The sequence below is a fragment of the Motiliproteus sp. MSK22-1 genome, from assembly GCF_001968815.1.
GTDB lineage: Bacteria > Pseudomonadota > Gammaproteobacteria > Pseudomonadales > Balneatricaceae > Motiliproteus.
This window is the reverse complement of record NZ_MIEQ01000027.1, coordinates 429,093-445,237: the sequence shown is the minus strand read 5'-3', so window position 1 is coordinate 445,237 and position 16,145 is coordinate 429,093. Positions and strand designations below refer to the sequence as shown.

General features: G+C 46.4%; 6 protein-coding genes. All 6 read right to left on the bottom strand.

Going from position 1 to position 16,145, the window contains the following annotated elements:
• Window positions 1–12 precede the first annotated feature (12 nt).
• A complete protein-coding gene (locus BGP75_RS08040) occupies window positions 13–2,517 on the bottom strand; it encodes an EAL domain-containing protein (RefSeq protein WP_076717401.1) in 2,505 nt (834 codons plus the stop codon).
• A 424-nt stretch (window positions 2,518–2,941) separates the two neighbouring features.
• The gene (locus BGP75_RS08035) at window positions 2,942–4,957 is read right to left on the bottom strand and encodes a methyl-accepting chemotaxis protein (RefSeq protein WP_076717399.1); all 2,016 of its coding nucleotides are present in this window, start codon (window positions 4,955–4,957) and stop codon (window positions 2,942–2,944) included.
• 265 nt (window positions 4,958–5,222) lie between these two features.
• Window positions 5,223–5,663, bottom strand: coding sequence for a heme-binding protein (locus BGP75_RS08030; RefSeq protein WP_076717397.1), 441 nt, complete (start codon window positions 5,661–5,663; stop codon window positions 5,223–5,225).
• 755 nt (window positions 5,664–6,418) lie between these two features.
• Complete coding sequence (locus BGP75_RS08025; RefSeq protein ID WP_076717394.1) at window positions 6,419–7,189, bottom strand: hypothetical protein; 771 nt, start codon at window positions 7,187–7,189, stop codon at window positions 6,419–6,421.
• A 75-nt stretch (window positions 7,190–7,264) separates the two neighbouring features.
• Complete coding sequence (locus BGP75_RS08020) at window positions 7,265–15,265, bottom strand: calcium-binding protein (protein ID WP_083704690.1); 8,001 nt, start codon at window positions 15,263–15,265, stop codon at window positions 7,265–7,267.
• 126 nt (window positions 15,266–15,391) lie between these two features.
• Complete coding sequence (locus tag BGP75_RS08015; RefSeq protein WP_076717390.1) at window positions 15,392–16,075, bottom strand: REP-associated tyrosine transposase; 684 nt, start codon at window positions 16,073–16,075, stop codon at window positions 15,392–15,394.
• Between the last annotated feature and the right edge of the window lie 70 nt (window positions 16,076–16,145).

The following is a 16,145-nucleotide window of genomic DNA, read 5'->3' as shown; positions in this document are numbered from 1 at the left end:
AACCTTAATTTCTTAAGATGCGCTGGATTCATTCTCCAGATCCCGAACCCCTAGCTCTTCAATGGGTTTCGGCCTGCCAAGAAAATACCCCTGCGCATAATCCACCTTGATTTCTTTCAGCAGTGTCAGTGTTTCCTGATCCTCAACAAACTCTGCTACGGTGGACTTATCCAACGCATTGGCCACTTCACGAATTGCCTTTACCAGCGCTAAATCTATGGTGTTGTTAGTCAGTTCCTTAACAAATGAGCCATCTATTTTAACCGTATCGGCCGGCAGATTTTTCAAGTAGGTAAAAGTACTGAAACCGGTGCCAAAGTCATCAATTGAGAAGCCACAGCCCATTTTGGATAATTCGGATACCATTCGCTGGGTTGCTGAAAGATTTGATAAACTCGCCGATTCAGTTAATTCAAATATAACGCGCTGGGGGTCCACCGCAAACTTTTCAAGTTTATCTTCAATCAATGGAACCAGTCTTTCATCGCTAAAGGCCTGGGCCGAGAGATTAATCGAAACCTTTATTAACTCCGGGTGCTCAGATAACGCTTTAATCGCTTTTCCCACCACCTGATGATCGAGTAAGTTAGCGTCCTCAAGGCGCTCCAGTGCGGGTATAAACTCACCGGGGAAGACCATCCGATTATCGATATTCAGCCGCACCAAGGCCTCATAATAGGCTACTTGTCCAGATTCAATATGGACAATGGGCTGGTAGTGCAAGAGAAGATTGTCCTGTTCAATAGCATGCTGGAGTTTATGCAACCACTCCATACTGGACTTGACGTCTTCACTGTCTTTATCGCCCGATGTATATACATGGACCAGATTTCGCCCGTGACGTTTAGCAACATAGAGTGCAATATCAGCACGTTGCAGATACTTTTGTGCCTTCTCAGCCAGACCATCAATGACACTGATACCAATACTACAGCTGATTTTATAAATCCGATCACCAAATCGATACTGATCTGCAGCAACCAGCTCACAGAGATCCTTAGCAATAATTTCAGCCTGAGCTATATCGGTGTTATTCAGCAGAACGGCAAACTCATCCCCTCCAATCCGACAGAGACTGTCAGTTTCTCTCAGTCGGTGCTGCAATTTGCTGGCAACACTCTTGAGGATGAAGTCCCCCTGATTGTGCCCCTGGGTGTCGTTAATTGTCTTGAAATGATCCAGATCCAAATAAAGTAATGAATGGTTGCTGCCACTGCGCCGGGACTGAGAAGCAAGCCTGCGGAGTTCGTTATCAAAGTAGTAACGATTATAGAGCCCGGTCAAGGTGTCGTGTAAAGCAAGATGCTCCAGTCTTTTTTCTGCGCTCTTACGAGCAGAAATATCGTCAAGAGCGACAGATATAGCTTCGGGATTATTGTCTCGTTTAACCCGATTTAAGCGAGCCTCGACCCAGATTTCCTGATCGTATTTATCCAACAACTTGAACTCCAGCCGGCAATGGTGGGTTCTTTGCTCATAGAGGTTATTGATCGCGCTAATGACACTGGTGGATGTGTGCTCGTCATCGACCCTTAAGGAGTCAATAAAAGGCTTATTCAGACTTTCTGCGGTTGTCAGTCCTGTCAGCTGATTCCAGGCTTTGTTAGCAAAAATAATGCAACCATCATGATCCAGCTCCAAAATAACCGTGCTCAGTGTATCCAAAACATCTTGATGCTCTTTCGCCTGAGAAATCCTGACACGTTCATTCTCTTTAAGCGAATCAACTGTTTGAGCAAACTGCTCATTACTGATCAGAAAATCTTCACGCCGAGCAGCGACTTCACAGACTTTGCGCAGCTGTTCGGTTCTGAACGGTTTGGAAACAAAGTCGGAAGCCCCTTTGAGCATCAGTTCTTCTGCCAGATCCATGGTGCCATGAGCAGTCATGATAACAATTGTCTGATTAGGGTTCTCTGCTAAGATCAGGTCCATAACATCGGGACCAGACATTCCCGGTAACATGACATCAAGAAGAACAATGGAATGCTTTTTTTGTTTCCACATTTCAAGCCCAATGGGACCGTCTTCCGCAATATCGACATCAAAGCGATTGCGTAATATACGCTGTATAAGATGGGCCGTATCGGGAGCATCTTCAATCGCCAGGACACAATCTTTTCTGGTGGAAGTTCGGGGAATAAGACTATCTTTAAGAAGGATATCAAGGCGTTGATGCTGGGCGAAAGGAAGCACATGATCAATATCGAACTCTCTCGCAGTCGTTTCCGCGATGCGCTTACACCAGGTTGAAGCGACGATGATAAAGGGTGTTGTTTCACTGCAGTTGAACACCCCGGAGCGAACCATTCGCGCCAATCTCCAACCGTCCAGCGCGCCGATGTAGATATCGCTCACGACACAAGAGATATTTGACTTTTTTAATACCGCCGCGGCATCTTTGCCGCTCTCTGCCTCTATGACATCAAAATGGCCACTGGATTTTATATAGCTGCAAAGCGTTTTCCGTTGTTCATTATCGCTGTTAACTAACAAGAGTTGAGGAAGCACAGTCATCCACTAACACCCTTACGTTGAGACCCGCGCCACTGTCATAGTATAGAGATCCATAGTTTGTAGAGGTCGATACTTTTAAAGGCTAACGTTATTCAATTCGACAAGATTACCAGACCAACAATTTATTGGCGGTCTATTCTCGCCATAACATATGACATTACGCTTCCATTTGGAATTTCTTTATAACCTATTTTGAAGATGCTGGCTACTAATAGCAGCAACAAGCACCCTTGTGAAGGGTCATAGCAAGTCGTTGAGAAACTGTGATTTTTTGGCGGTGCAGCATCCTCCCGGGGCTGGGAGGATGTTTGACGGGTCGGAGAAGGTAATCGAGCGTTTGAATTAAAATAACAGCTAAAATTGCTTGACTTTTTTATAACAGAAAATTTGTTTGAGAAGACTTGCCAGTGCCCATGCCCAGCACCTAGTATTTAAACTGATCCATATTCTGGCGCAGCTTTATCGCCACATCATTCAATGAAGTACATGCTTGCGCCACCTGTTCAGCTGCTTCCAGAGTACGATCACCCGATTCACTCATGCTCGAAGCGTTTTCAGCCAGCGTTTCAACAACTTCTGACTGCTGATTTAACGCCTCGGCCACTTGGCTGTTGCGGTCACTTAACTGTGAAATTTCGCGACCGATAGCAGCAAATGTTGCCCCAGCTTCCCGGGTAATATCGACGCTCTCGTCTGAACCCTGACGTGCTTTTTTCATAGCAGCCATTGCACTTTCAGAGCCACTTCTCAGGGTTCCGACATGTTGTTGGATATTATCAGTAAGCTCATTACTGCGCAGTGCCAGCGTACGAACTTCATCAGCCACCACAGCAAAGCCACGCCCCTGCTCACCAGCCCTGGCAGCTTCGATGGCAGCATTGAGTGCCAGCAAATTAGTCTGATCAGCAACCTCCCTGATTACCGCAAGCAACTGACCTATGTCCATCACCCGGCTATTGAGTTCACTGACGACGGTTCCTGCATGTTCGATATCATTGGACAGGCAGTTAATTTGTGTACCAGCCTTATCAATTAGCGTGATACCTTCACCAGCCTGCTGTTGAACCTGGGCGCTGGCGCTGGAAGCCTCTCTGGCGCTGAGAGCAATCTCCTGAACTGTCGCACGCATTTCTTCAATGGCACTTGACATCACCAGCAACTGTTGTTGTTGCTGATTGCAATCCTGATGGCTGGAATCGGCACTCAGACGCAAACCTTCAAGAATGTGTCCCACTTCCTGAGAAAGCTTGTCCACATTACTCACAGACAGCTGTATTTTGCTTACAAAGGTATTGAATCCGACTGCGAGCTGACCAACTTCATCGGTTCCCCGTACCTCCAGTCGGTGGCGTAAATCTCCTTCCCCCTGGCCAATATCAGAGAGCAGTTTAGCCAGCGATCGGATTGGAGCTGCGACTCGACCACTGATCACCAGTACTGGTAATAGCATCAATAACGAAATAACGCAGATGACTGTCAGCACTTCAACAAAGGCGTTGTCAATTTGAGAAAAAATGCTCTCCCGAGGCAACTCTGCAACCAGATACCAATCCATGGTCGGAATTGGTGTCGAAGCCATCAGGTAAGATTGATTCTGCCGCTGAAACTCAACAAAGGTAAACTGATCACTCTGGAGCAGTTGGTCGCTCATGCCAGTTCCACTCACCAACTGGGACAGGCTCAGGTTTTTCTGATTTCTGATCGCATCGGCATGAACACGTACCTCTCCATTACCCTCGACTAAAAGCAAGCGTCCATCTGTGGCAACTCGCTGTTCGGTTACCAGCGATATAACCTCTGATACATCAACTCCTATCCCAACAACAGCCAGGGTTTCACCCGAACGCGTCACCCGATAGTTGACAAATGCTTTCATATCTCCCGTTAATTCATCTTGGTCAAAAGCCATTTCATAACGCCTGCCGCTGTCGACAAAACGGTAAAACCAATCATCTCGGCTATCACTCCTGTTAAGCTGCTTGAAAAATCCCTTATCCGTAAAGTAGCTCCCTTGATCGGCTGTAATCATAAAGGCCAAATCAGCCCCATATTCTTTCTTGATCAACTTTAGCTGTTCAATTACATCCTGACGACTGGCTGTAGATTCTCCGTTGACAACCCAATCCGCCAGGAATTGATTATCCGCTAAACTTCGCCCGGCACTCAGGATTTCAAATATTTCTCGGTCAATAGAGCCCGCCACTCGACGAAGTAAATTGGGGAGTTCATCGCTCATCATACGCTGTTCGATAACTTCCCTGGCCTTATAGATGCTAGTCCCTCCTACGATTACGAAGGAGAGCATTAACAACAAACCAACCATTAAGACCAAACGAATTTTTATTGAAAGGTTCTTTATCGATAGCGACCGACCCTCTTTTTTATCAGAAGATCGGCTGCTAATCGCGTGAATATCCAGTATCGGGCTTTTTGAAGACATAACGTAAAGCTCTTATTGATAGTCGACTCCATCATTAGAAAGCGACTGTTAAAGAATCGACTGAAGTGAAAACACCTCCGCTTGAAGATAAATAGCTCCGACCTCCGGTTGATATTAGAAATGCTTGATATTATGAGTGTTTGATATTGATAATTATGGATATTGATAGTTATTGAATTCTTTCTGAGTCATCCACGCACCTCAGTGCAAATAAGACGCGCAGATGCCCATTTATGGATCGAATTCAGACTGTCAGAAAAGACGGTTACAGCGGCAAGCCAGCATCTGCTAACAGCCCTTCCTGTTGTACACCAGCAACGGCACATAGCTCATCAATATCAGATGTGTCACCGCTTATACCTATAGCACCAATGACTTGCTCCTCAAGATCTCGAATCAATACACCACCCGGGACAGGAATAATATTTCCGTGAGCCAGCGTATTGAGCGCCGAAACAAATGCCGGACGCTCTAAGGCATCGCTGGCCAGGGAACGGGACGATTTCCCCATAGCCACAGCTCCCCACGCCTTGGCAATAGCAATCTCAGGTCGCATCATGCTGGCACCATCCTGACGCTGCAATGAGATAAGCCTTCCCCCCTGATCAAGAATGGCTACGGTCAGAGGAGCGGTGTTCAACTCCGCACTTTTAGCCAATGCGGACTGAGTAATAGAGATCGAGTTTTCAAGCGTTAGCATAGTCATCGTTAAGTTCACCTTAAAGTTACACAAAAATAGAATCTGGACACTGGTTTACACTAGCTGCTGACTCAGGCGACATTCGGGCAGGTGTAAACTCCGAAGCCGCCCCATCAGTACGTGCCACCTCGGTTCCCACTTGTATTCTTAGGATCTATAGCAGTCGCAAGCTCATAATTTCACCGTCCACACAAACCACAAGACAAGATTCTGTAAATTTAATCGCTTGAGTCACAACTCTCTCCTGCAGGGGACAGCGTATCCATGCGGTTATTCTTTATGGGTACTAAGGCCACCCAGATGACAGACACATAGGCTGAAAAGAACAAAAACATGAGTAGTCACTTTTTACGATTATTTTGTATACATTATTAAACCATATTTATTAACTTTTCAAACATTTTTAACACAAAATTGTATACAAAAATTGAAATTTTGATTTTTATCATTACTCAACACCGCTTGAAAACCAACAGAACACTTCCAACTGTTTGAACTTTTTGTGAAAATTTCTATATCAGTATTTAGATCGATAAACGAAGGACTCAGATACGATGTATACAATTTGTAGCTTGTGTAAGCGATAGCAGCGCTATAGAGGCAGAACAAAAGGAGAGAAAGATAAAAGCTGCTAGGGATTAAGCATCAAAGTACGGGGATTTAATGATGATATCTCTGGTTTTCTGGTAAAGCATAAGGGTCAACTATCCCGCTTCTAAGGAGAATGCATACTCCTATACTTGGAGATTTGAAGCGGGAACCTATTCTAAGTTCTGTTTCTGAAGATATAGAATGTATCCACCCCAGAGAAAGCTCAAAAGCATAAAACCAGTCCCTATTCCGAAGGACACCCTTGCGACAGTCGTCGCCTGATCAACCGCGCCTATCATCGACAACAAGTTTCCCCAGTCGTGATAGTCATCACCAAGCCCTCTGATCAGCGGTATTGCCCGATAAGGAGCATCTGCAATATAGGGAGATATGTCTATAAAATTCTGGCCACTCCACCAAAGCATGATGGAAGCAGAAAAGTTATCCCGACGATGCAGAATAAACGCAATCATAATTCCCAGAGGCATCAATACTTGGAACAGGCTTCCACCAAGAATGGAGATAAAACGTCCGAAAGGAGAAAACAGTACATGACCGAACTCGTGGAAAGGCAAGTTAGCATTATGAAGAAAAGAACCACCGATTGATTGCCAATCGATCCCACCCAGAATAAAAGACCAGCCCCAGAAAAAGAATGCGACGAATAGCCCCGCTGATCCCCAGAAAGCCCGTAACTCCACTTGCTCAGGAACTTCTGTTAACCGCCGCTTTAGCCCATGTAGCAGCGAAAAAGACGGATCTGGTTCAATCTGAAAATGACCGCCATAAACTTCACCGGCTTTAATACTCTCCTCTATCGAGGCCTGCGATTTCTGCTGTTTTTTCCATTTTTCATAGGCAATACCGCACGCAGGACAAATACCCTTTATGACGTGACTATCAGAGGGGAGACGAACATAGCTGCATTTTGGACACCGCATGTTGATCTCCCTCAATGGGGTCATCCCTCAATGGGGTCAGACCCCATTACTGCCACTCAATGGGGTCAGACCCCATTACTGCCAGGCAACCGCTCGTGAATCAGCTACTGCTGTCTGCTGCTCCGGGGTCAAACTGATAACCCCTCCAGTAGGTATGCCTATTGCTGTCATCAAAGAAGCTAATACTGCAACGCGATCACTATCCAAAGTTTGGCCACTGGTAGTGACTATTTTTTCAATCAGATTTGCCTCGTCTATGAACCAATCCTCGATCAAAATCAGGCCGGTAGTGGAAAGCAAATAGATTTTGAGATCGTTTCCAGACTGAACCAGCCATAGGTCTTCTACTGCAATACCGCCCATCAACTCTAGGATATCTGTATCGGCGATTTGCCCTCCGTCACGAATGGTGTCGGTGCCTTCGCCAGCAACATAGTGATAAGTATCACCACCGTCACCACCGTAAAGGCTGTCATTACCAGCCCCCCCTCTAATCTGGTCAGCGCTGATAGATCCGTAGATGATATCGTTACCACCACTTCCATCAATCAAAGCAATATTAATCAACTCAGTCGCACGAAAATCCAGTGTAGTACTACCATTAGTACCGATAATACGGTTAGTACCTGCACCTCCGTCTATCTGCTCAACGCTATCATCGCCACTGAAGTAACTAATCTTAAAATCATCATCTTCAGCTGTTCCTTCAAGTCTGTCGTTTCCTTCGCCGCCGTTATAGCGGTCGTAACCAATATCCCCGGAGGTAATCTGAAAACGGTCATCACCGCCAGCACCAAATAGGTAATCGCTACCATCTCCTCCTCGGATCAGATCAGCCCCCTCACTACCATAGAGTGTGTCTTCACCTCTGTTGCCGTCAATCAAGTCGATATTTATCAACTCAGTCGTTCTGAAATCCAAAGTGCTATTCCCGGTTGTAGCAATAATGTGATTGGTACCTGCCCCCCCGTCAATTTGTTCAACACCATCTTCATCACTGAAATAGCTGATCTGGAAATTATCATCTTCAGCGGTACCTTCCAGCCGATCAAAGCCTTCCCCACCGTTGTAACGGTCATACCCGGAGTCACCAGCTGTGATTAAGAATCGATCATCACCACCAACACCAAAGAGATAATCGCTGCCGTCACCTCCTTGAATCACATCAGCACCTTCACTGCCATATATGGTGTCATTGCCAAGACCTCCATCAATTACAGCTATGTTAGTCAGTTCCGTACCTCGAAAATCCAGAGTTGTGTTTTCAATGCTACCTAATATTCGGTTTGTACCACTGCCACCGTCGATTTGCTCAACCACATCATCACCTTTAAAGTAGCTGATACGAAAATCATCATCCTCCGGTGTACCTTCCAACCGATCTATACCTTCACCACCACTGTAGCGGTTGTACCCCGTATCTTCAGCCGCAACGACAAAGCGATCATTACCGCCGGCTCCAAAGAGACGATCATTACCATCGCCTCCTTGAATCAAGTCATCTCCTTCACTTCCGTAGAGGGTGTCATTCCCTGCACCACCGTCAATAAGAGCAATGTTAATCAGCTCGGTATTTCTAAAATCAAGTGTCGTATTACCGGTAGATCCAATAATACGATTAATACCGGCACCACCATCGATTTGCTCAACAACAACACTCCCCTTAAAGTAGCTGATCCGCAGATCATCATCTTCTGGCGTACCTATCAGTCGGTCAAAACCGTCCCCGCCGTTATAATGGTTGTAGCCAACATCACCAACAGTCACCAGGAACCGGTCATCTCCCCCTTCACCAAAGAGATGGTCACTACCTTCCCCTCCCTGAATCACATCAGCCCCTTCACTTCCATAAATATAATCATCTCCACCGTTACCATCTATTAGGGAAATATTGATTAACTCAGTGCCGCTGAAATTCAAATTACTGTTACCTGCGGTCCCTACTATGCGGTTAGTACCAGCCCCGCCATCGATAATCTCAACGGTATAGTTAGCCGTGAAACGACTAATACGTATTTCATCATCAGCATCTGTTCCTTCTAATCGATCAACCCCATCTCCACCATCATATAAATCATAGCCAGTATCCCCTTCGGAAAAGAGGAAGAGATCATCGCCACCATCTCCGAAAATAAGATCGCTGCCAATCCCTCCAATGATCACATCCGCAGCTGCACTGCCAACCACCCGGTCATTCCCTTTACCACTGTCAATCAGAGCAATATTGATCAATTCAGTGTTGCGAAAGTCCAGATAGTTAATGCCACCGTTACCTAGAATTCGATTGTTGCCAGCTCCTCCATCAATCTGCTCAACAAATTTTTCATATTTAAAGTAACGAATCTGAAAATCATCATCATTAGCGGTACCTATCAGCCTATCAAAACCATCACCACCGTTGTATTGATCATATCCTGTCTCTCCTGGAGTGATAATAAAGCGATCATCACCGCCATTACCAAGCAGGTAATCATTACCCTCCCCGCCCCGAATAACGTCATTACCTTGGCTCCCATAAATGGTATCGTTACCCGTCTCACCATCAATCAAGGCAATCCCTATTAATTCAGTACCGCTGAAATCAAGGAAATTATAACCACTACCACCCAATATGCGGTTGTTACCTTCACCTCCATCAATCTGCTCAACAACGTATTCAGCAGCGAAGCGGCTGATTTGAAAGTCATCATCCCCAGCTGTTCCCATCAGTCGATCAAAACCATCACCACCACTGTAGCGGTTATAGCCAGTATCCCCGGAAGTCACCAGAAAACGGTCATCGCCGCCTTCACCAAATAAATGGTCAGATCCTTCTCCACCTTGCATCACATCCGGTCCAACACTGCCGTACAAGGTATCATTACCCTGACCACCATCAATCAAAGCAATACTAATCAGGGTGGTGTTTCGGAAATCAAAGAGGGTATTCTCGCCAGTACCCGTAATTCGGTTGATTCCCGCCCCACCATCAATTTTTTCAACACTGTAGTCTGCGTTGAAATAGCTGATCCGAAAATTATCATCCATTACGGTTCCCAGCAGTTGATCGTTACCTTCCCCTCCGTTATAGCGATCAAAGTCAGTATCGGCGGAACTCAATATAAACTGATCATCCCCTTCGGAACCAAACAGAAAATCTTGTCCTTCACCACCGTAAATCACATCATCCCCTGGAGAACCGATCAAGTTATCATTACCGGCCATTCCATCAATACGCTCAATATTAATCAGTTCAGTTTCGCTGAAGTCCAGAGTGTTGCTATTGTTCGTACCTTCGATACGATTTATTCCGCCCAATCCATCGATAATTTCCACCCGGTAATCGCCGCTGAAGTAAAAAATACGGAACCAATCATCGCCATCGCTACCTGAAATCCGGTCAATACCTTCACCGCCATTAACCTGATCTGAACCGATATCGCTGCCAATAATCACAAACTCATCATCGCCCTCATTGCCATACAGGGAATCATTGCCAGCGTTGCCAATAAGGGTATCGTTTCCAGCACTACCATAGAGAGTGTCATTACCCGCCAGAGCATCGATATATTCGATGTTGACCAATTCAGTGGCAGAAAAGTCGAAATAGTCATTGTTGTTAGTACCGTAAATGATATTCAAGCCACTTTGACCATCAATTTTTTCAACGCTATTGATCGTCGCTAACCGAATAGCATCATCACCGTTTCCACCTTCAATCACATCAAACCCACTACCGCCGTAGACTTGGTCTGCATAAGGATCATCACCATTGATAATAATGGTGTCGTCACCGGATTCACCAAACAGACGGTCACTACCGGAACCACCAATCAGGGTATCGTTACCATTGCCTCCGTAAAGAACATCGTCACCTCCGTGGCCGTTCATCACATCGGCCCCATCACCACCATGTAAAGTATTATTACCTTCGGTACCTTCAAGCACGACCAGATCAGCACCTGGCATAATGCTCCAATCCAACCGGCCCGTTTCTAGAGCCTGCCCAGCAGGGTAACGCAGAACGATTGTCCCCTGGCCATTAACGGTCATACCTGACATAACTGTGCCAAAATTAACACTACCACCACTGATAAGCTGCAATTGCGCACCTTGGATGTTGGAGTCAAGAACACTCAAAGAGGCACTGGCGTCTTCCAAAGATTGTGCTTTGTTGGTTAGTTGCACCCGATAGCTATAATCCTGCAACTCCGTATCTGGCACAGGTGTCTGTGCCAGCAACTGGTAACCGCAGATAAACAGGGTTTGTTCCAATAGTTCATTATCCAGGTTAACCAACGTCAGTCCTGTTGGGAGGTCACCGTTGTAGGCTTCGTCATCACTAACCACCGGCTGGAACACCAAATCATATTCCTGATCACCGTCGATCTCACAGTCATCAGCGCCCTTAATGTGAATAAATTGGGGTTGATCCCAATTATCAGCAGTGAAATACAGCATTCCAGGCTCCACCAGCTGGCCTTCCCCATGATCATTCAGATCGTAATTCAGCGTTAAGCTGGAACCAGTCTGAAGAGGGTGATCAAGGCTGACTTTAATCTCGACCCAATCCGTACCATTTTCACTGGTTTCCAAAGCCGTTGTGGCACTAATGGTCAAACTCTTGTCCCGAGTGGGAACCTGGATATCGCAACAGGCATCTACCGCGACCAAGGTTTCTTCGTCACGAATATCAGCGCTAATACGGTAAGTTCCCTCATCCAGAGCAGCTGCATTCCAAAGATACTGATCACCGTCTCCATCCAGATCTTCACTCAGCCCTTCAACAATCAGAGTTCGACTGATGTTATCTCCGCTGTAATACAGATCGATACTGGCATCACTGTCAGGGTCACTGTCAATCCACTGAATAATGACTTCAGGACTTTCAACAACAATTGGTTGGTTCGGCAAAACGAAGCTAAGCGTCGGCGGGTCATCACGGCCGTTTTCATTCACCCGAAAGTGATGTAATTCACTCCAGTCACTGCTGGCACCCGAATCATCAATGGCCCGGAAACGCCAATAATAGTCATGGTTATCATCCAGATCAAAATCCAGATTCCAGACCAACTCCGTCCCTTGACTACTGGCGATGCTATCACTCAAGGGGTCGGTAGATTCTTCAGACAGGGAGTTATCAGCATAAAGTTCAAACTGATATTGAATACTCTCAGCAACTGAATCAGGATCAGTCGCAGGTGATACTTCAAACGATGGCCGCAAGGTAAGAACCACTGCATCCATACCAGGATTAATCGCAGTCGGTATTGTAGGGGCATCATTTACGGTGTTAACGAAGAAGGAAGCCTGTATCCAAGGACTTTCGACTTCACCATCACTAATTTTTACCCGCCAGAAGTACTCCGTATTCTCAGCCAGATCAGTAACCGCCCATTCAGTCAGTCCAGTATCACCTTCAGATAACGGTGACGATACAATCAAAGACGTGCTATCGAAGGTATTCACCTGATCCAGTTCAAAAAAGTATCGTAGAGACAACCAACGAGGGTGTTCGCTATTGTTGGCGTTATCGACACTCAAAACCGTACCATTCTCACTATCCAATACAATCAGCTGCTGCTGATCGGCTGGGGCTGAGACGATAGGTGAGTCTGGCGCGTTATTCAGAGTACTGACAGCAAAAGTGGATTCAGCAGTTCCAACTCGCTCCCCATGCTCATCCTCTGCCCAAGCACTCCAACGGTAGCTTTTGCCATCTTGAAGATCGGCAGGGATTTGCCAGCGCGTTTCCCCATCGTTACCCTCCATCAATCCGGCAATAGTATAAACCGCACTGTCTGTATCATTACTGCGATACAAATCAAAACCGTACGTCAGTGTATCGCGATCAATATCTGTAGCATTTGTTACCCTCAGCTCGGGACGTAATGTCACCACCAGCGTACCCTCTGCTGGCTGGCTAATCTGCGGATTGGAAGGAATATCGTTGGCACTGTTAATAAAAAAACGGCTCGTTACCCAGGCGCTGGCCTCGGGAGAGCTGCCCGTCGTTTCTGCACGAGCACGCCAGTAGTAAAGCCGGTTATCTTCAAGTTGCTGTTCAGGAGTCAAATCCGTATCCAGAATGCTCCACTGGGTAGAGAGTCCGCCTTCAGCCAATACCGCAGATGCAACAAGTGTGCTTAGGGACTCATCATCATAGACCTCAAAGCGATATTGAACCTCCATGGAGTCACTGTGAGGACCATTTTCAACGGTTAATGTAGGTAACAATGGTGCACTGCTGCCTTCTAAAACTTCTGCATCGTAAATAGGACTACTGATTTCAGGTGGTCCCGGAACAACTTCAGCTGTTGTCGGGTCGGTATCACCTTCAAACTCCTCTCGATCACTCAGACCATCAGCATCATGATCACCGGTGCCATCTCGGTCCAGATTGCCAAAATACTGCTGTTCCCAGGTATCTCTTAAACCATCCCCATCCTTATCCTCATTGGAATTAATACGGATAGTCACGTCCATAGACGTTTCAAGGCTCCCATCACTGGCGATAAACGTGACTTTATAGGTACCTGATTGACCGACCTGTGGGAACCAATTAAAGACCCCGGTTCCGGTCCCCTGATCGGTAAAAGTCGCGCCTGCGGGAAGTAAATCAACCCGCAACGCAGGTGTAGTGCCATTAGGATCAGAAGATTGCAATAAGAACCCTAACTGTCCACCTTCGAAGACACTGCGATCACTAATTGGTTGCATCACCGGCGCTTGGGGAGTCTCCGAAATCCCCCCAAAACTGAGGGTATAACTGCCGGTGCTGTTGGTATCAAACAAATTGATAAAATAGTCGAAAGTCACATTGTCTTCATTACGACTTTTGGACAGCCAGGCGTTAGATTCCAGAAGTGTCTTATTGTCAGAGCGAACCGCACGAGACAGGACTTTAGTACCCTCGTAAGGATCAGCAACCTTGACATAATTCAGTCCAGGTTCAGCAGTAAAACTAAGGCTGCGGCTTCCAGAAGATTCCTCTCCAAGAGTTGCTGGCGGGGTAGATACTGCGATACAGTCCTGACAGTACGCACCATTGAGATTAGTGCGTTGGGACTCAAAAACATAAATATTGTCCGCTTGATCATAAGCTAAGAAGTCATTGACGAAATCCCGCCCGGACAGATCCACCCGGACGTCTTTAATTAGCAAGTAGCCATTGGGATCATTAAGTAAAGAAGTTAACGCACCTCCCAGCTCATTAGCGTGGGTAAAGTCAGCGTCGAAGTCCTTAAATTCACCGGACAGGCTAGACTCCATAATCCAACGTCCGACGCTGGCTTGCTGAGAATCAATGGAACCAAAATTAATCAGTAAACTGGCTGATGCAGGGTTGCCGTTCAGGTAGCTACCGAGGATGCGGAAATCCACCGCCAGTTGCTCCTCATTATCTATGATTTTGGGCTGGGCAGAATCGATCTGTACATTGGCGGCACTGCCGTAACCGGTGTTGGTAATCCTCAAACCCAGGGTATAAGGTTCTGGCGCTTCAATTTCAGAGGTAAACGCATCGTCCGCAATAACTTCTTGTGTCAGAAAGTAGTCAAGTGTTAGCAGGGGTTGGGGCTTAACAATAATGGAGTCAGGAGCGACTTGCACGGTCTCTTGCTTACCGCCATAACGGTAATTCAGCGTCGCTCCCACATAATAGAGCGTACCATCGGCAGTCTGTCCAGCTGCTTCACCGGTAGGGATAATCAACCAGCGTAGAACCCCGACGGACTTGGGAGGAATTGTGGCATGGGTCACAGCACCTTTAGTGCCCGTCTGCAACGAATCAACTCCTTGTGAATCGTCCACATCAATAAAGAAGGCTGCGCTGCTGGCATTGGGATCGGAACTGGCAATCACCGTATTACCTTCTGCGTCAACAAAAGAAACGGTGACTGAGATATCTTCCAGCGAAAAACTATCCAGGCTATTGGTGATCCGCATGGACGCTTCAAAGCCCTGGCGCTCAAGAGTCAGCTCCTGCAGGATCTCAATTTTTACGTCCGCACACAACTGCTCAGCGGCATAGACCGTTGCACTCAGCCACACCAGACAGATCGCCATTACTCCCTGCCGAAGTCGTTGATATCCCATCTTGACCCTTACTCCCCAATGACCCAAAAATGTTGGCTGGAACGACGGCTGGAATGGGGTCAGACCCTATTACCAACTCATCAGTTGCAGCACACGCCTAGTTACCTAATAGGGTCTGACCCCATTTTAACGAGAGCCACCACCCCTTGGTCGAGGTGACGCTGCTCGCGCTGTTGCTTGCTCAATCTGTTCTTTAAACCGGTCGTCGCCAATCGCCCAGGATTTATTGGTATTAAAGCGAATCTCCAATTCATCCTTTGGATCAATACAGCTATCAAATAACGCCCGATATACACGTTGTCGTTGCTGTGAATCACCACCCAATTGCTGATAAATAGGATGTGCACCAACAACCTTATCTTCCGCACCCAACCCATTGGCCCTATAACTAGACCAAGGATATTCTGCCGGATGATCCACCATTCCAGCTCGGACCGGATTCAGCTCGATATACCGATAACAAGTTAATAAATAGTGTTCGCTATCCACCGGCGCTGATTTAAATCTCCCATCCCATAAACCACCAGTACGGCGATAACAATGATTAAAATATTGCACGTAAAAACGCCCAATCATCTGCATCAATTTACTTAAACCGTCTTCCTTCTTTGGCGTTACCAATAAATGGACATGATTAGTCATCAATACATAAGAATGAACGGCACACATGTGCTTTTCACAACTTTCAATCAACTTATCCAGATAAAACCGATAATCCTCATCTGCGATAAAAACAGCCTGCCGATTATTCCCACGAACAATCACATGATGCGGCTGTCCCGGTAACACTAATCTTTTTAATCTCGCCATGTCCTTATGGCCTCCTTATTTATCCCTTTAATCCTTTTTCAATGGGGTCTGACCCCATTGGTTCTGCCGA